The sequence below is a fragment of the Micromonospora sp. NPDC049257 genome, assembly GCF_040678915.1.
Lineage (GTDB): Bacteria > Actinomycetota > Actinomycetes > Mycobacteriales > Micromonosporaceae > Micromonospora > Micromonospora antibiotica.
In genome coordinates this window covers 14,515-31,523 of the sequence record NZ_JBFAQU010000029.1, presented here as the reverse complement: position 1 = coordinate 31,523, position 17,009 = coordinate 14,515, and the positions used below count along the sequence as shown (strand labels likewise).

The window sequence follows — 17,009 nt, the reverse complement described above, 5'->3', positions numbered from 1 at the left end:
GGCGGTGACGTCCGGGCTCGCGCTGACCTTCGCGCTCGGCGCGGCATTCGCCTACGGCGTCGGCTCGGTCCTCCAGGCCGTCGGGGCGCGGCGCGGCGCCAGCACCCTGCGTGCCCTCGGGCACCCGCTCTACCTCGCCGGCCTGGCCTGCGACACGCTGGCCTGGCTCGCCTCCCTGGTCGCCCTCCAGAAACTGCCCGTGTACGCGGTCCAGTCGGTGACCGCCGGCTCCCTCGCCGTCACCGTGGTCATCGCCCGGATCGTGCTCGGCGCGCGACTGCGCCGCCGCGACACCGCGGCGATCCTGCTCACCGTCGCCGCCCTGACCGTCATCTCGCTGGCCGCCGGCCCCGAACCGCCGGTCACCGCGTCGACGGCGCTCCGGGTCGGCCTGGCCGGTACGGCGGTGCTGACCGCCGCCGCCGGGGTCGCCGCCCTGCGGGTGGCCCGACCGGTCGTCGCCGCCACCCTGGCCGGCCTCGCCTGGGGGATCACCGCGCTGTGCGCGCGGGCGCTCACCCCGCCCCCCGACCCACTGGGCCACCCCGGCGCGGCGGCCTGGGACCTGCTGCGGGAGCCGGTCAGCTGGGGACTCGTCGTCTCCGGGGTGGCCGGGACGATCCTCTACGCGCACGCGCTGCGGCACGGGTCGGTCGGGCCGGTCACCGCCGTGCTCTGGGCGGTCGAGATCGTCGTCCCGTCGGTCGCCGGGGTGCTGCTGCTCGGTGACGGGGTCCGGCCCGGTTGGCTGCCCTGGGCGGTCCTGGCCACCCTGACCACGGTGGCCGCCGCGATCGTGCTGGCCGGTGCCCCGGGCACCGCCGACACCGCCGCAGCCGACGACCGCGCCCCCGGCTGAGCCCGCAGGGCACTCCGGGAGAAGGTCAGCCCTGCCGGCGGCCCCCGCCAGCCGGGCGGCGACCTTTGAGCCGACGACCCAGCTCCCGGGCGATCTCCCGGTTGGCGTCGCGTTCGGCGAGGACCTGGCGCTTGTCGTACGAGCGGCGGCCCCGGGCGAGCGCGATCTCCACCTTGGCCCAGCCGTTGCTGAAGTACATCGACAGGGGCACCAGGGTCACCCCGCCGTCGCGCAGCTTCTCCAGGATCCGGTCGATCTCCACCCGACGCAGCAGCAGCTTGCGGGTCCGCCGGGGCTGGTGGTTGGTCCAGGTGCCGTAGCCGTACTCGGCGATGTGCAGGCCGTGCAGCAGCAGCTCGCCGTCGCTCTCCTGGGCGAACGCGTCGACCAGCGACACCCGCCCCTCGCGCAGCGACTTGACCTCGGTGCCGGCCAGCACGATGCCCGCCTCGTAGGTCTTCAGCACGGTGTAGTCGTGGCGGGCCTTCTTGTTGGCGGCGATGAGCTTGCGCTCCGCTTCCCGCGACACGACGACCACCTCCGCTCGGATCTGCCAGCGGCGTACACCCTACCGTCGGTTGCGGCCCGGCCCCCGCGTGGCAGGATCGCCGCATGTCGGAATGGGCGGCGATCACACCGGAGGACCGGGACTGGACCGGCGTCATCGACGACGGCTGCGCCGAGTGCGGCTTCGTGCCGCAGCGGGCCGACGCCACCGGGGGCCGGCTGCGCGCCACCGTCCCGGTCTGGCGGGACGTGCTGTCCCGGCCCGACGCGACCCGGCGGCCCGCGCCGACCGTCTGGTCGCCGGTGGAGTACGCCTGCCACGTGCGGGACACCTGCCGGATCTTCCGGGGTCGGCTGGCGCTGATGCTCGACGAGGACGACCCGGTCTTCCCCAACTGGGACCAGGACGCCACCGCCGTCGAGGACGACTACTTCCACCAGTCACCGGCCCGGGTGGCCGGGGAACTCGCCGCGCAGGCCGAGTCGACCGCCGCCGCCTTCGACGCCGTCACGCCCGTGCAGTGGGACCGGCCGGGCCGGCGCAGCAACGGCTCGGTGTTCACCGTGCGCCGCTTCGCCGTCTACTTCCTGCACGACGTGGTGCACCACGTACACGACGTCACCCGCCCGACGACCACCCGCTGACCCCCCGGGGCGACGTCGCGGGCGGGGGCCGCCCGGGGCCGACGTCGAGGGGCGGTGTGGCGCAGCCCCCGGCGCAGCCGCCCGGCGGTAGGGTCCGCGGCCGTGACCGACTTCCTCGCCGAGACCCGCGCCTCCTACGACACGATGGCCGCCGAGTACACCACCCGCAACCGTGGTGAGTTGGCCGCCCGGCCGCTCGAACGGGCCGTGCTCGCCGCGTTCGCCGAGACCGTGCTGACCGGCGGGGGCGGCCCGGTGCTGGAGGTCGGCTGCGGCCCTGGCCGGATCACCGGTCACCTGCGCGACCTCGGGTTGGCCGTCACCGGGCTCGATCTGTCCCCGGGCATGCTGGCGCAGGCCCGGCTCGCCCACCCCGACCTGACCTTCGTCGAGGGGTCCATGCTGGACCTGCCGGTCGCCGACGGGGTGCTGGCCGGGCTGGTCGCCTGGTACAGCGTCATCCACGTGCCCGACGAGTGGCTGCCCCGGGTGTTCGCCGAATTCCGCCGGGTCCTCGCCCCCGGTGGGCACGCCCTGCTCGCCTTCCAGGTCGGCGACGAGACGGTCCGCTACACCGAGGCGTGGGGCCACCCGGTGGCGCTGGCGTTCCGTCGCCGCCGCCCGGACCACGTGGCCGCGCTGCTGAGCGCCGCCGGACTGCCGGAGCAGGCCCGGATGTGCCGGGCGCCGCAGGAGTTCGCCGGTGCCATGGAACGCACCCCGCAGGCCAGCCTGCTGGTTCGTCGGGACGACGACCGGGCGTGACCGGGCCGCCACGATACCTCGTATCCTGTTGCGCGGATCTGGCCCACCGTACGAGGAGGTTGGTGTGAGCAGTCGGACCGAGACGCTGGAATTCCAGGCGGAGACACGCCAGCTGTTGCAACTGATGGTGCACTCCATCTATTCGCACAAGGACATCTTCCTGCGCGAGTTGATCTCCAACGCCTCCGACGCGTTGGACAAGCTCCGGCTGGAGTCGCTTGTCGACTCCGACCTCGACGTGGACACCACCGACCTGCACATCGAGCTGGTGATCGACCCGGACGCCCGGACCCTGACCGTCCGGGACAACGGCGTCGGGATGTCCCGCGAGGATGTCGTGTCGCTGATCGGCACCATCGCCCGTTCCGGCACCGCCGAGCTGCTGCGCAAGCTCAAGGAGTCCAAGGACAACGCGGGCAACGAGCTGATCGGCCAGTTCGGCGTCGGGTTCTACTCGACGTTCATGGTCGCCGACCGGGTCACCCTGCTCACCCGGCGGGCCGGGCAGACCGAGGGCACCCGGTGGGAGTCCAGCGGCGAGGGCACGTACGTGGTGGAGACGGTCGACGACGCCCCGCAGGGCACCTCGGTCACCGTGCACCTCAAGCCCGCCGACGACGAGGACAACCTGCACGACTACGCCGACCTCGCCACGGTCCGGCAGATCGTCAAGCGGTACTCGGACTTCATCGCCTGGCCGATCCGCACCACCGTGCCGGGCGTCGACGGCGGCGAACCCACCGAGGAGACCCTCAACTCCCGCAAGGCGCTCTGGGCGCGTCCGCGCGACGAGGTCGCCGAGGAGGAGTACCGGGACTTCTACCGGCACGTCAGCCACGACTGGACCGACCCGCTGGAGACCATCCACATGCGGGGGGAGGGCACCTTCGAGTACGAGGCGCTGCTGTTCCTGCCCGCGCACGCACCGTACGACCTGTACCAGGCCGACGGCCGGCGCGGGGTGCAGCTCTACGTCAAGCGGGTCTTCGTGATGGACGACTGCGCCGCGCTGATGCCGAACTACCTGCGCTTCGTCAAGGGCGTGGTGGACGCGCACGATCTGTCGCTCAACATCTCCCGGGAGATCCTCCAGCAGGACCGGCAGATCCAGATCGTCCGTCGCCGGCTGGTCCGCAAGGTGCTCGCCACGGTCAAGGACATGCGCACCGGCAACCCGGAGCGTTTCGCCACCTTCTGGGGCGAGTTCGGCCGGGTGGTCAAGGAGGGCCTGCTGGAGGACGCGGACAACACCGAGACGATCCTGGAGCTGGTCTCGGTGGCCTCCACCCACCACGACAGCGACCCCACCACCCTGGGCGAGTACGTGGCGCGGATGAAGGACGGCCAGGGCGAGATCTACTACGCCACCGGCGAGAACCGCACCATGCTGGAGAACTCGCCGCACCTGGAGGCATTCCGGGCCAAGGGCTTCGAGGTGCTGCTGCTCACCGACCCGGTCGACGAGGTGTGGGTGGAGCGGGTCGGCCAGTTCGACGGCAAGCCGCTGCGCTCCATCGCCAAGGGCGAGGTCGACCTGGAGACCGAGGAGGAACGCAAGGACACCGAGGTCGCCCGGGAACAGCAGAACAAGGAGTACGCCGAGCTGCTCACCTTCCTCGGCGGGGCGCTCGCCGACACGGTCAAGGAGGTTCGGCTCTCGTCCCGGCTGACCACCTCGCCGGCGTGCATCGTCGGCGACGCCCACGACATCACCCCGACCCTGGAGAAGATGTACCGGGCGATGGGGCAGGAGTTGCCCCCGGTCAAGCGCATCCTCGAGCTCAACCCGACCCACCCGCTGGTCAGCGCCCTGCGCGTCGCCCACCAGCGGGGCGACGACACGTCGGGGCTGACCGAGACCGCCGAGTTGGTCTACGGCACGGCGCTGCTCGCCGAGGGGGGCGACCTGGCCGACCCGGCCCGGTTCGCCCGGCTGCTCGCCGACCGGTTGGCCCGTACCCTCTGATCCGGCACGGTCCCGGCCGGGAGGTGCCCGGCCGGGACCAGCGCACCGCGTCTCGTCGGACCGTGCCGAGCGCCCCTCCGACCGGGTGACCGGGCCACCCGGTCGGGGAAGCGGTACGGGAATTACCCGGCGCGCGGGAGCTTGTGCGGGCCGCCGCGGGTGCTGGCCGCGTCCGGGCCTCGTGCCCAGGTCGCGAACGTCGATGTGTTCGCCGCGTCGGCGGATAGGCTGGGTCCTGGTGTGCCGGGAAGTCTGGTCGGCGATGGATGACGCGACCCCTGCCGACGAGGAGTTTCCGTGACCGACGCCGACCGGCGCCGTACCAGCCTGTTCGCCCGCCGCTCGTGGGGCGAGACCAGCCGCATCTCCACCATTCTCCGCAAGGAGACCGTCGGCGGGGCACTCCTGCTCGTCGGGGCGTTGATCGCCCTCGTCTGGTCCAACACTCCCTGGTCGGAGCAGTACCAGGCGCTACGGGACCTCACCGTCGGCCCGGCGGCGCTGCACCTGGATCTCAGCCTCGCCACCTGGGCCGCCGACGGTCTGCTGGCCGTTTTCTTCTTCGTGGCCGGTCTGGAACTCAAGCGCGAGTTCGTCGCCGGTGACCTGCGGGATCCCCGCCGGGCTGCGGTGCCGGTGGCGGCGGCCGTCGGCGGGGTGGTCGTGCCCGCCGTCCTCTACTACGTGATCGCCGCCGGCGCGGGTACCGACGCCGGCCGGGGCTGGGCCATTCCGACCGCCACCGACATCGCCTTCGCCCTGGCGGTGCTCGCCGTGGTGGGCCGGTTCCTGCCGTCGGCGCTGCGGACCTTCCTGCTCACCCTGGCGGTGGTCGACGACCTGCTCGCCATCATGATCATCGCGGTCTTCTACACCTCGGACCTTTCCGTCGGCCCGCTGCTGGGCGCGCTGCTGCCGCTCGCCGCCTTCGCGTTCCTGGTGCAGCGCCGCGTCCGGTCCTGGTGGCTGCTGCTGCCCCTGGCGGCCCTCACCTGGGTGCTGGTGCACGAGTCGGGCGTGCACGCCACGGTGGCCGGCGTCATGCTCGCCTTCACCGTCCCGGTGGTCCGCAGCGCGGCGGCCGGTGGCCCGGACGCCGGCCCCGGCCTGGCCGAACACTTCGAGCACCGGGTCCGGCCCATCTCCGCCGGGATCGCCGTTCCGATCTTCGCGTTCCTCTCCGCTGGCGTCACCGTCGGCGGCCTCGCCGGCCTGGCCACCGCGTTGACCGACCGGGTCGCGATCGGCATCGTCGTCGGCCTGATCATCGGCAAGCCGGTCGGCATCCTGATCGCGACCTGGCTGGTGTCCCGGTTCACCCGCGCCGACCTCGACGAGGGCCTCAACTGGCTCGACGTGCTCGGTCTCGCACTGCTCGGCGGGATCGGTTTCACCGTCTCGCTGCTGATCGGGGAACTCGCCTTCGGCCTCGGCAGTGAGCGGGACGACCACGCCAAGATCGCCGTACTCGCCGGCTCACTGCTGTCTGCGCTGCTGGCCAGCGTCATCCTGCGCGCCCGGGGACGCGTCTACCGGCGGGTGCACGACGCGGAGAGCATCGACCTGGACCGCGACGGCGTACCGGACGTCTTCGAACCGGAGTCGGAGCGGCCCACCGGGCGGTGACCCGGCCATCGCAGCGGTGCCCCCACCCGGTCGCTATGATCACGGCGATCCGAGGAGCGCCGGGAAGTCTGGTCGGCACCGTGCTGGTCCGTGCCCCTGGAAGGTCTCGCCGTGCTGCTGCTCTGCTTCGCCGCCGTCCTGCTCGCCGCAGTGCTGGTTTCCGCGTTGGCCCACCGGACGATCCTGTCCACCGCGGCGCTGTTCCTGGTCGCCGGGTTCCTGCTCGGTGAGAACACCGGCGGGGTGCTGCACCTACGGGCCGACTCGCCGATCGTGGCGCAACTGGCCGAGCTGGCGTTGTTCGCGGTGCTGTTCACCGACGGGATGCGGGTCGGCTGGGCCGATCTGCGCGCGGCCTGGCGGCTGCCGGGCCGCGCGCTGGGCTGGGGCCTGCCACTGACCCTGCTGGTGACGGCGGTGCTGGCGCACTACGTGGCCGGGCTGGACTGGCCGGAGGCGTTGCTGATCGGCGCGATCCTGGCCCCCACCGACCCGGTGTTCGCCGCCGCGCTGGTCGGCAACGACAAGGTACCGTCCCGGCTGCGGCACCTGCTCAACGTCGAGTCCGGTGTCAACGACGGCCTGGCGCTGCCGTTCGTGGTGGTGCTGCTCGCGGTCGCGGCCGGCTCGGACGACCTGCACCTGGGGGAGTTGGGCACCGAGTTGGCGGTGGGGTTGCTGATCGGGGTGCTGGTGCCGTTGGCGGCGATCGCGTTGGAGCGGACCCGGTGGTTCGCCGCTTCGGCGGCGTACGCGCCGCTCAACGGGGTCGCCATCGGTCTGCTCGTGCTGGCGCTGGGCAAGGTCACCCACGGCAACCTGTTCCTGGCCGCTTTCGCCGCCGGCATCACGGTGGCCACGTTCGGGCCCCGGGAACGGGCCGCGTTCGAGCACTTCGGGGAGAACGTCGCCGAGTTGCTGAAGCTGGCCGCGCTGCTGGTGTTCGGCGCGTTGATCTCGGTGGAGTTCCTCGGCGAGATCTCGTGGGCCGGCTGGCTCTTCGCGGTGCTGGCGATCGTGGTGGCCCGCCCGCTCGCGTTGTGGATCTCCTTCCTGCGCTCGGGGCTGAGCCTGCGCGAGCAGGCCGCCGCGATGTGGTTCGGGCCCAAGGGGTTCGCCTCGGTCGTCTACGGACTGCTGGTCCTGGAGTCCGGTATCGCCGCCGGTGACGAGGTGTTCCACCTGGTCGCGCTGACCATCGTCATCTCGATCCTGGCGCACTCCTCCACCGACGTGGTGGTGGCGCGCGCCTTCGACGAGGCCCGGGAGGCACCGGCGTGGCACGGGGTGGTGCACCGGTGGCGGCGGGCCGCCCGCCCCGCGCCCGTCTCCCGGCCGGGACCGGGAGACGGGCCCGACCGGACCGGCGACACCGACGACGCTCAGGCCAGCACGAAGTAACGCAGCCACAGGTACGGCACGGCCAGCCCCACCGTGACCAGGGTCACGATCAGCCCGTACCGGGTGAACTGCCAGAAGGTGATCCGCTGCCCGGCGCGTTCGGCCAGTCCCAGCACCACGACGTTGGCGGAGGCGCCGACGGCGGTGGCGTTGCCACCCAGGTCGGCACCGAGGGCCAACGCCCACCAGAGCACCCGGGACTGGGCGGTGTCGCCGTTGGCGTTGACCATGTCGGCGACGACCGGGCTCATGGTGGCGACGTAGGGGATGTTGTCGACGATCGCCGACAACGCGGCCGATCCCCACAGCAGCACCATCGTGGCGGGCAGCAGCCGGTCGGCGGTGGCGTCGATCGCGGCCCGGGAGATCTGCTCGACCACCCCGGTGTTGACCAGCGCGCCGACCATGATGAACAGGCCGGCGAAGAAGACCAGGGTGGGCCACTCCACGTCCCGGCTGACCTCCCCGGCGTCGAGGCGGGACAACGCGAGCAGCAGCAGCCCGCCGAGCAGGGCGACCACCGCCGGTTCGAGGTGCAGGGTGGTGTGCAGGACGAATGCGGCGGTCACCGCGCCGAGTACCGCCAGCCCGAGGATGAGCAGGCGAGGGTCCCGGATCGCGTCCTTCTCCCGCAGCGAGGCGATCTGCGCGGCACGGGTCGGGTCGTAGCGGAAAGCCCGCCGGAACAGCACCCGGCACAGGCCCAGGAAGACCACCAGCAGCAGCACCACCAGTGGGGCGAGGTGGATCAGGAAGTCGTTGTAGCTCAGCCCGCCCCGGCTGCCGATGATGATGTTCGGCGGGTCGCCGACCAGGGTGGAGGTGCCGCCGATGTTCGATGCCATCGCCTCGGCGATGAGGAACGGCACCGCCGGCACGTCCAGGCGTTCACACACCAGGAAGGTCACCGGGGCGATGAGCAGCACGGTGGTGACGTTGTCCAGGGCCGCCGAGGCGACGGCGGTGATCAGCACCAGGATCACCATCACCCGAAACGGTCGCCCCTGGGCGCGCTTGGCCGCCCACACGGCGACGTACTCGAAAGCACCGGTGCGTTTGAGCACCGCGACGATGAGCATCATGCCGATGAGCAGGAAGATGACGTTCCAGTCGATGCCGGACCGCTCGGAGAAGAAGGCGTGTTCGGTGTCGGTTGCCCCGATCAGGAACATCACCGCCGCGCCGCCGAGGGCGGCGGCCACCCGGTGGATCTTCTCGGTGGCGATCAGCATGTACGCGACGGTGAAGACGGCCACCGCCGTCCAGGCCAGGCCGCTCACGCCGTACCCAGCATCCGGTCGAGCAGGGCGTCCAGGGTGATGCCGCCCGTCACCGCCGCGCCCCGGGCCGCGACCGCGACCAGTGGGCTGCGTTTCTGGGCCATCACCGCAGCGACCTCCAGGACGGTGGCCTGCGGTTCGACCACGGGCGGTCCGGGCTGCTCATGGGGCAGCAGCTCAGCCACGGAACGACCCTCCGCCCCACGCAGGAAGACATCCGCCGACGGCTCGTCGATCATCCGGGCCAGCGTCGGATCCTCCCGGCAGTAGCCGGGGATGACCAGACGCAGCACCTGGGTGCCGGGCAGCACCGCGACGGGACGACCGGCGGCGTCGACGACGATCAGCCCGGGTAGGTTGTGCCCGGCGAGCAGCCGGGCAGCCTCCAGCACCGGGGCGTCGAGGGTGATCGTGGGAAACGGCACCGCCAGGTCCTTGGCGCGCACGGCGACTCCTCGAAGGTGTTTCGGGCATGGGCTACCGCACGCCGACCAGTCTTCCCGGCACACCTGCCGTCACCCTAGTACGAGATCCGTCGGTGGACAGGAGTCGGCATGTCGCCCGAGAAGCCGAAGCCCGGTCTTCTCCCGGGCACCGCCCGTCGCCGTGCCGGCCCGCTGTCGCACGCCCCGGCGGGAGAGGGGCACGGTCGCCGACCGGGATGGCGCTCAGACCGGGTAGACGCGCGTCGCGGCGGTCTGGACGCTCGCCCAGACCTGCTGCCCGGGGAGCAGCCGCAGCCCGGCGGCGACGACCGGGGTGACGTCGGCGACGGTGCTGACCGTCCCGGTGAGCTGCACCCGCAGGTGGTCCCCGTGCCGGTGCACCCCGGCGACGGTGGCCGGCCAGGTGTGCGGGGCGTCGCCCTCGGGCCGCTCCGGGTGCAGGGTGACGGCGGTGGGCGGGAAGACCACGAAGGCGTCGCCGTCGAGCCGGTCGGTGGTCGGCACGGCGCACCCGTCGGCGAGGTGGACGAGCCGGCCCTCGGCCCGGCCCCGGTGCAGGTTGAGCCCGACCAGCCGGGCCACGTAGTCGGTGCGCGGCCGGGTGGTGACCGTGCCGGCGTCGCCCTCCTGGACCACCCGGCCGTCCTCGACGATGACCAGCCGGTCGGCCAGTGCCAGCGCGTCCAGTGGATCGTGGGTGACCAGCACGGCCGCCCCGGCGTGGTCGGTGAGGTGGCGGTGCAGGTGGGCCCGGGTGTCCAGCCGGGTGCGCGCGTCGAGCGCGGCCAGCGGCTCGTCGAGCAGCAGCAGGGTCGGTTGCACGGCGAGCGCCCGGGCCAGGGCGACCCGCTGGGCCTGCCCGCCGGAGAGCTGCCGGGGTCGGCGTCCGGCGTGCGCGGCCAGGCCGACCCGGTCCAGCCAGTCGGTGGCCCGCTCCCGGGCGGCCCGCCGGGGCAGCCCCTGCCGGCGGGGACCGAAGGCGACGTTGTCCCGGGCGGTCAGGTGCGGGAAGAGCAGGTAGTCCTGGAACACCACGCCGACCGGTCGATGCTCGGGCCGCACGAACCGCCGCGCGTCCGGGCGGTCCAGTTCCATCCCGTCCAGGCGCAGCCACCCGGCGCTGAGCGGGTGCAACCCGGCGAGGGTACGCAGCGCGGTGGTCTTGCCGGCGCCGTTCGGGCCGAGCAGCGCGACCACCTCACCGGCGGCGACGCGCAGCCGGACGTCCAGCCGGAAGTCGGCCCGGTCGACGACCAGGTGCCCGTCCAGCAGCGGGCCGGTCACGGGCCGGTGATCCAGCGGTCGCGCAGCCCGGCGAGGATCAGCACCGAGACGGTCAGCAGCACCAGGCTGAGCACGACGGCGGCTTCCACGTCGGTCTCCAGGGCCAGGTAGACCGCGAGCGGCATGGTCTGGGTGCGGCCCGGATAGTTGCCGGCGAAGGTGATGGTCGCGCCGAACTCGCCGAGCGCGCGGGCCCAGCACAGCACCGCCCCGGCGGCGACGCCGGGGGCGACCAACGGCAGGGTGACCCGGGTGAAGGTGGTCCACCGGCCCGCGCCGAGGGTGGCGGCGGCCTCCTCGTAGCGGTGGTCGGCGCCGCGCAGCGCCCCCTCCACCGCGATGATCAGGAACGGCATCGCCACGAACGCCTCGGCGAGCACCACACCGGTGGTGGTGAACGGCAGGGTGACGCCGAAGGTGGTGTCGATCCAGCCGCCGACCGGTCCACGCCGGCCGAAGACCAGCAGGAGGGCCACCCCGCCGACCACCGGCGGCAGCACCAGCGGCACGGTGACCAGCGCCCGGACCCACCGCCGCCCGGGGAACTCGACCCGGGCCAACAACCAGGCCAGGGGTACGCCCAGCGCGAGGCAGAGCAGCGTGGCGAGGGTGGCGCACTGGACGGACAACCGCAGCGCGGTGAGCACGCCGGGCGCGGTGAGGCGCGGTCCCAGCGACGTCCACGGGGTGCGCAGCAGCAGGCCGCCCAGCGGCAGCACCAGGAACAGCAACCCGAGCGCAGCTGGTACGAGCAGCGCGACCGGCACCCGTTGACCGGTGCCGCGTCGGCGGGCGGGGGCGGTCACGGGCCCGACGGGGGCTGGAACCCGGCGTCGGTGAGGACCGTCCGGCCGGCCGCGGAACGGACCAGCGCGACGAAGGCGCGGGCGGCCGTCGGGTTCGGCGCGTCGGCCAGCACCACGATCGGGTAGTCGTTGACGGCCCGCGTGGCCTCGGGGAAATCGATACCGTCGATCTCCCGGTCGGCCGCGCGGGCGTCGGTGCGGTAGACCAGGGCGGCGTCGACCTCGCCGAGCTTCACCTTGGCCAGCGCGCCCTTGACGTCCTGTTCGAGGGTGACCGGGGTGACCCGGACGCCGGCCCGGTCCAGGGCGGTGGTCGCCGCCGCCCCGCATGGCACCTGGGTGGCGCAGAGGGCGACCTTCAGCCCGGGCCGGGTGAGGTCGGCCAGCCCGGCGAGCCGCTGCGGGTTGCCCTCGGGTACGGCGATGACCAGCTGGTTACGGGCGAAGACGGTGGGGGTGCCGGCGGCGTGGCCGGCGTCGGTGACGGTGGCCATGTTCCTCGGGGCGGCGGAGGCGAAGACGTCGGCGGGCGCACCCTGGGTGATCTGGGTGGCCAGCGCGGAGCTGCCGGCGAAGTTGAAGGTGACCGTGCTGCCCGGGTGGTCCGCCTCGAACCGTCGGCCGAGGGCGGTGAACGACTCGGTCAGCGACGCGGCGGCGAAGACGGTCACCGTGCCGGTCGGGCCGCCGTCGTCAGCCGGACCGGTGCGGTCCACGCCACATCCGGCCAGGGCGAGGGTGGCCGTGGCGAGCAGGCCGACGACGGCGCGGACCCGCCGGCCGACCGCGCCGCCGCCGAGCCGGTGCAAGCAAACGGCCGGGCCGGTCCCGGCAGTGCCGTCGGCGGGACCGGCGTTGGCAGGGCCGGCGGTGGCGGTGGCGGTGCCGTTGGCGGTGCCGTTGGCGGTGCCGTCGGTGGCGTGGCGGGGGGCCGGGCCGGCGGCGGGGTGGGTCACGGCTGGATCCTTCCCCTGGCCGGACCGGTGGGCGCGGGTCGCTCCACCACGACGGTGGTCGACTTGATCACCGCGACGGCCACCGAGCCGACCTGGAGTCCCAGCTCGTCGACCGCCTCGCGGCTCATCAGCGAGACGATCCGGAACGGCCCGGCCTGGATGTCGACCTGGGCCATCACGGTGTCCCGGACGACGGCGGTGACGATCCCGCGCAGCCGGTTGCGGGCCGAGGAGAACTCGGCCCCCTCGTCCGGGCCGGCGGACTGGGTGCGGACGAAGGCGGCCAGCTCCACGCCGTCGACGAGCCGGTGCCCGTGGGCGTCCCGGTGGGCGGGGAGCCGGCCGGCGTCGACCCAGCGCCGCACGGTGTCGGCGCTGACGCCGAGCAGCTCGGCGGCCTCACTGATCCGAAACACGCTCACCCGGTCACCCTAGCCACTCGCAGTTACCGGCGGAAGGCGGTCGTATCACTAGTAGAAGCCAAGTGCGATGCCGTCCTATCGTCGCATGTGCGGCCGGCTGTGGCAGGCGGCCGTGACGGCGGCGGCCAGCTCGACCTCGGTGGGCTCCGCCCCGGAGGCCGGAGAGCGGTTCGCCGTGCCGGGCCGGGCGGGGTCGGGCGAACGAGGCGATCGGAGATCAGCGAGCCGGATCGTGGGCCGCCGCAGGTGTCGCCGCGACCGGGCAGACACGTCGCGGACTGCCGGGTGGGGGCCGACACGCCGACGGCCGGCCGTCGCGGGTGCGACGACCGGCCGCTGCCGGCAGTGTGGGGTCAGCTCAGGGTAAGCGCGGTGTCGTCCACCACGAAGGACGTCTGGAGGCTGCTGTCCTCCACCCCGCTGAACGAGATGGTGACGGTGCTGCCGGCCGACGCCGACACGTCGAAGCTGCGCTGCACGTAGCCGCTGGCGGCGTTGACGTTGGAGTACGTCGCCAGGGTGGTGCTGCCGGCCTTGACGGTCAGCTTGTCGTACGCCGTGCTGCCCGACTCGGCCGTGTCGATGTGCAGCCAGAAGGACAGGGTGGCCCGGCAACCGGCCGGGATGCTCACCGACTGGGTGACGGTGTCGGTGTGGGTCGAGCCGTACCCGTTGAGCCACGCCTTGTACGAGCCACCGTGCGCGGCCTGGCTGGCCGACGAGGTGATCACGCCCGAGGTGGCGGTCCAGCCGGTGCCGCCGGACTCGAAGCCGGGGTTGGTCAGTTTCTGGCCCGAGCAGCCGCCCGAGGTCGGGGTCGGCGTCGGGGTGGAGGTCGCCGTCGGGGTGGGCGTCGGGGTGCCGCCGGTGCAGGTCGGGTCGGCGGACTGGGCGGGCACGCTCACCGCGTCCCAGGCGGCCTTGACCGTGTTGAACTCGGTGCAGCTGCCCGGGTAGAGGGTCTTGGCGGCCTGCAACGTCCAGGTGCGGTACTTCAGGTACGACGAGGTGGTCGTCTTGAGCAGCATCGCGTTGTACATGATCTTGATAGCCTTCTGGATGCCCAGACCGGTCACCGTGCTGCTGTTGCAGGTCGGGCTGGTCGGCTGCCCGTTGGTCGGGTTGCTGCCCATGGCCAGCAGGTAGAACCAGTGGTTGCCGGGGCCGGCCGCCGCGTGCACCTCCTGGCTCGGGATGCTGCTGGAGTAGCAGTTGGCGTCGCCGAGCGCGGACGGGTTGTACATGTTGCGGATCGGCCCGCTGCCGACCAGGTTGATCTTCTCGCCGACGAGGAAGTCCGGCGCGTCGTAGCTGGCCGGCTCGTTGGCGAACCACTCGGTGGCCGCGCCGAAGGTGTCGGCGACGAACTCCTGGGTGTTGCCCCGGGAGATGCCGCCGGGGGTGGTGTCGTCGATGCCGTGGCCGATCTCGTGGGCCACCACGTCGAGCGAGCCGATCCACTGCCCGGCGGTGTTCTTGCCGATCTGCACCTGGCTGCCGTCGTAGTAGGCGTTCTGGTCGTTGAGGCCGACCCGGATGGGCCACGCGCCGCCGCTGCCGTTCGCGCCGTTGCGCCCCAGCCACTGCGACAGCATCTTGTGCTCGGTCTGCGCCGAGAACAGCGCGTCGACGCAGCCGGTCTCCTTGCTGGTGCCGGTGCCGTTGCCCCAGACGTCGTCCGGGCCGGAGAAGGTGGTGTTGTTCGCGGCGTCCTGGCAGCTCAGGTTGGTGGTGCCCGGGTCCTTCAGCGAGTAGGTGCTGCCGGACTGGGTGGTGGTCAGGGTGACCGGGCCGTTCCACGCCCCGGTGCCGGTGCCCCGGACGACGTGTTCCTGGGTGCCCAGCACCGCGCCGGTGACGGCGTCCACGTCGACGGTCAGCCGGCTGGGGCCGTCCGTGCCGGTGCCGGTGACGGTGGTCTCCCAGGCCAGCGCGGGCCGGGCGCCGAGGGTGTGCACGACCAGCGTGGTGCCCTCGACACCGGTGACCTTGCGCAGTTGGGCGCGGGCGATCCGCTCGGCCGCCGTGGTGGTGAGCTTCGGTGTGGTCGACAGGTCGCCGATGCTCTGCTGCTGGGCGACGGAGGCGTAGGTGACCTCCCCGGTGGCGGTGGTCGCCAGGACGAAGTCGCCGCCGACCACGGGCAGGCCCCGGTAGGTGCGTTCGTACGGCACGTACTGCATGCCCTCGGAGGAGATGACCGGCCGCTGCACGAACGCGTCGTCGGCGCTGGCGTGCAGGTAACCGGGGCGGCTGGCGACCAGCGAGCCGGCTGCGCCGACGGCGGCGGCGCGGGCCTGGGCGGGGTCGGGGGTGGGGTGGGAGGGCGCGGCCTGTACCGCTGCGGTGGTGCCCGCGGCGATCAGGCCGGCCGCGACCGCGCCGGAGAGCGCGACGAGGCGGGGTGAGAGCTTCAAGGGGGGTGCTCCTGTTCTCGGGCGGCGCTGCGAGACCCGGTGGGGTCGCGCGCCGATGCTGCGCTGAGGCGTGGTTGCGTCGGGCGGTCTCCGGGCTGCCGGCGGCCCGGTGGGGGTGACTGTCCGTCGCAGGTCGCCGGGGGTTGGCGACCACTGGAGGCACGATCACACGGGTAGGCACCCATATCAATGGGTTGACCGGGGCAACCATCGGACACTGTCGTCGGTACGACTGTTGCCGCTCGATGAACGACCGTCATGCACCCCGCCCTGAACAGGTCGTCCTCTCCGGATCCTGTCCGGTCGGCCGCCCCAGTTGATCGTTTTCGCCGGAACGCGCGGCCGATGCGCATACACCCGGTCGACCAGCAGTACGACAACGTCGTCATGTCCGTCGTGCTCGGCCCAGCGGGCACGAGTCGGATGCGCGGGTCACCTACCATTCGGGGCGTGCCGGACATCGACGGAACTCTCGCCGCCGCCGAGGTGTGGCGGGGGCAGGGCATCTGGTCGCAGGCCGCCCAACGGGCCAAGCGACGGATCACCAGGGGACGACGGCTGGTCGCCGCGTTCACCGTCACCGCCGCCGTCGCCGGCACCGCGGCGGCCCGACTGGCCGAGCCCGCGCCCACCGCCGGGCGGGTGCTGGCACTCGTCGCCGCCACGTCGCTGCTGCTGGTGCCGGTGGCCGGCCGCGCGGCCTCCCGGGACGCGGTGGCGGCCTGGACCCGGTTCCGCGCGACCTCCGAGGCGATGAAGGCGGAACTGCACCGCTACCTCGCCCGCGTCGCCCCGTACGCCGACGCCGATGCCGACGCCGTCCTGCTGCGCCGCCACGACCTGCTCCTGGCCGACGGCGGCGACCTGGTCGGGCACACCCTCGACGTCGCGGCGGGGCGGCGTCCGCTACCGCCCGTCTCCGACGTGCCGAGCTACCTCGTCGAACGGGTGCAGCGGCAGGTCGAGGGCTACTACCTGCCGGCCGCCCGGCGGGCCGGCCGGTCCGCCGCGCGCATCGGCCGGGCCGCGACCGGGCTGACCGTGCTGGCCGCACTGCTCTCCGCCGCCGCCGGGGTGCTGGGTGACGGGTGGGGCCTGACCGCCTGGGTGGGGGTGGCCGCGGTGGTCACCACGGCGCTGGTCGGCTACGGGGCGGCCCAGCGTTTCGAGCAGCAGCACCTGGAGTACGCCCGGACGGCCGACCAGTTGACCCGGTTGCGGACGACCCGCGCGGCCGGCCTGGGCTGGACCGACGACGACGCGCTCGTGGCCGAGGCCGAGCGGATCATCGCCCAGTCCAACGCCGCCTGGATGGCCAAGATGATCGAGGAAGATGGCGCTGCGCAGCAGTGACATGACGCGCTGTGGCGGATAGCATCATCGATATCTGTGATTGGCCGTCGACGTGGACGGACCTCCGTCCACTCCCGACACGAAATGGGGCCCCACGTGGACCGCACCCAACGCCTGTCCGATCCGTTCCCGGCGCCGATGAGCGACGTGCGGCGTACGCCACTCGGCCAGATCCCGGTCGACCGGGCCGTCGCCGTGGCCCGCATCGACGACCGCCGGGCGGCCCACCCGACCCGGGTCGACGTCGCCTCCTTCGGCTCGACGGTCTGACCTGGT

The 17,009-nt window shown here is 73.0% G+C and carries 16 protein-coding genes; 8 read left to right on the top strand and 8 right to left on the bottom strand.

Annotated features, from left to right (window positions below):
- Nucleotides 1–4 precede the first annotated feature (4 nt).
- Nucleotides 5–859 (top strand): hypothetical protein, encoded by an 855-nt coding sequence (locus AB0K25_RS27735; RefSeq protein WP_363823528.1) that lies wholly within the window; start codon nt 5–7, stop codon nt 857–859.
- A gap of 25 nt (nt 860–884) precedes the next feature.
- Here AB0K25_RS27735 and smpB read toward each other — a convergent pair whose 3' ends face one another.
- Nucleotides 885–1,388 (bottom strand): SsrA-binding protein SmpB, encoded by a 504-nt coding sequence (gene smpB / locus AB0K25_RS27730; protein ID WP_219462247.1) that lies wholly within the window; start codon nt 1,386–1,388, stop codon nt 885–887.
- An 83-nt stretch (nt 1,389–1,471) separates the two neighbouring features.
- Here smpB and AB0K25_RS27725 point away from each other — a divergent pair, with 83 nt between their 5' ends.
- The 5 genes from AB0K25_RS27725 to AB0K25_RS27705 all read left to right on the top strand — a co-directional run bounded on the left by AB0K25_RS27725 (nt 1,472) and on the right by AB0K25_RS27705 (nt 7,769).
- A complete protein-coding gene (locus tag AB0K25_RS27725; protein ID WP_219462239.1) occupies nt 1,472–2,011 on the top strand; it encodes a DinB family protein in 540 nt (179 codons plus the stop codon).
- A gap of 102 nt (nt 2,012–2,113) precedes the next feature.
- Nucleotides 2,114–2,776, top strand: a complete 663-nt coding sequence (locus AB0K25_RS27720; protein ID WP_357536639.1) for a class I SAM-dependent methyltransferase — start codon at nt 2,114–2,116, stop codon at nt 2,774–2,776.
- Between the two features lie 64 nt (nt 2,777–2,840).
- Nucleotides 2,841–4,742: a molecular chaperone HtpG gene (gene htpG, locus AB0K25_RS27715; RefSeq protein WP_357536637.1), complete on the top strand. Its 1,902-nt coding sequence runs from the start codon at nt 2,841–2,843 to the stop codon at nt 4,740–4,742.
- A 297-nt stretch (nt 4,743–5,039) separates the two neighbouring features.
- On the top strand, nt 5,040–6,368 hold the full coding sequence (gene nhaA, locus AB0K25_RS27710) for a Na+/H+ antiporter NhaA (RefSeq protein ID WP_219462234.1): 1,329 nt from the start codon (nt 5,040–5,042) through the stop codon (nt 6,366–6,368).
- Nucleotides 6,369–6,458: 90 nt separating this feature from the next.
- Nucleotides 6,459–7,769: a cation:proton antiporter gene (locus AB0K25_RS27705; RefSeq protein WP_308290754.1), complete on the top strand. Its 1,311-nt coding sequence runs from the start codon at nt 6,459–6,461 to the stop codon at nt 7,767–7,769.
- Here AB0K25_RS27705 and AB0K25_RS27700 read toward each other — a convergent pair.
- The 7 genes from AB0K25_RS27700 to AB0K25_RS27670 form a co-directional block, all read right to left on the bottom strand.
- Nucleotides 7,751–9,049, bottom strand: coding sequence for an ArsB/NhaD family transporter (locus AB0K25_RS27700; protein ID WP_219462232.1), 1,299 nt, complete (start codon nt 9,047–9,049; stop codon nt 7,751–7,753). The genes AB0K25_RS27705 and AB0K25_RS27700 overlap by 19 nt on opposite strands.
- Nucleotides 9,046–9,495: a CBS domain-containing protein gene (locus AB0K25_RS27695; protein WP_219462230.1), complete on the bottom strand. Its 450-nt coding sequence runs from the start codon at nt 9,493–9,495 to the stop codon at nt 9,046–9,048. The genes AB0K25_RS27700 and AB0K25_RS27695 overlap by 4 nt, the downstream gene beginning before the upstream one ends.
- Nucleotides 9,496–9,717: 222 nt before the next feature.
- A complete protein-coding gene (locus AB0K25_RS27690; protein ID WP_363823522.1) occupies nt 9,718–10,779 on the bottom strand; it encodes an ABC transporter ATP-binding protein in 1,062 nt (353 codons plus the stop codon).
- A complete protein-coding gene (modB, locus tag AB0K25_RS27685) occupies nt 10,776–11,585 on the bottom strand; it encodes a molybdate ABC transporter permease subunit (RefSeq protein WP_363823519.1) in 810 nt (269 codons plus the stop codon). The genes AB0K25_RS27690 and modB overlap by 4 nt, the downstream gene beginning before the upstream one ends.
- Nucleotides 11,582–12,340, bottom strand: coding sequence for a molybdate ABC transporter substrate-binding protein (modA, locus tag AB0K25_RS27680; RefSeq protein ID WP_255598174.1), 759 nt, complete (start codon nt 12,338–12,340; stop codon nt 11,582–11,584). The genes modB and modA overlap by 4 nt, the downstream gene beginning before the upstream one ends.
- Before the next feature lie 197 nt (nt 12,341–12,537).
- Entirely contained in the window at nt 12,538–12,963 is a 426-nt protein-coding gene (locus tag AB0K25_RS27675) for a helix-turn-helix domain-containing protein (protein ID WP_219462217.1), read from the bottom strand.
- Between the two features lie 353 nt (nt 12,964–13,316).
- The gene (locus AB0K25_RS27670; protein WP_363823516.1) at nt 13,317–15,380 is read right to left on the bottom strand and encodes a M4 family metallopeptidase; all 2,064 of its coding nucleotides are present in this window, start codon (nt 15,378–15,380) and stop codon (nt 13,317–13,319) included.
- Between the two features lie 450 nt (nt 15,381–15,830).
- On the opposite strand from AB0K25_RS27670, the gene AB0K25_RS27665 reads away from it, so the two are divergent.
- Nucleotides 15,831–16,733 (top strand): DUF4231 domain-containing protein, encoded by a 903-nt coding sequence (locus AB0K25_RS27665; RefSeq protein ID WP_363823513.1) that lies wholly within the window; start codon nt 15,831–15,833, stop codon nt 16,731–16,733.
- A gap of 138 nt (nt 16,734–16,871) precedes the next feature.
- A complete protein-coding gene (locus AB0K25_RS27660) occupies nt 16,872–17,003 on the top strand; it encodes a hypothetical protein (protein WP_279632934.1) in 132 nt (43 codons plus the stop codon).
- Nucleotides 17,004–17,009: the final 6 nt, after the last annotated feature.

What these genes read in the sequence shown, in the direction of transcription:
- AB0K25_RS27660 (WP_279632934.1), top strand. Translation starts at nt 16,872, where the DNA reads ATGAGCGACGTGCGGCGTACGCCACTCGGCCAGATCCCGGTCGACCGG.
- AB0K25_RS27725 (WP_219462239.1), top strand. Translation starts at nt 1,472, where the DNA reads ATGTCGGAATGGGCGGCGATCACACCGGAGGACCGGGACTGGACCGGC.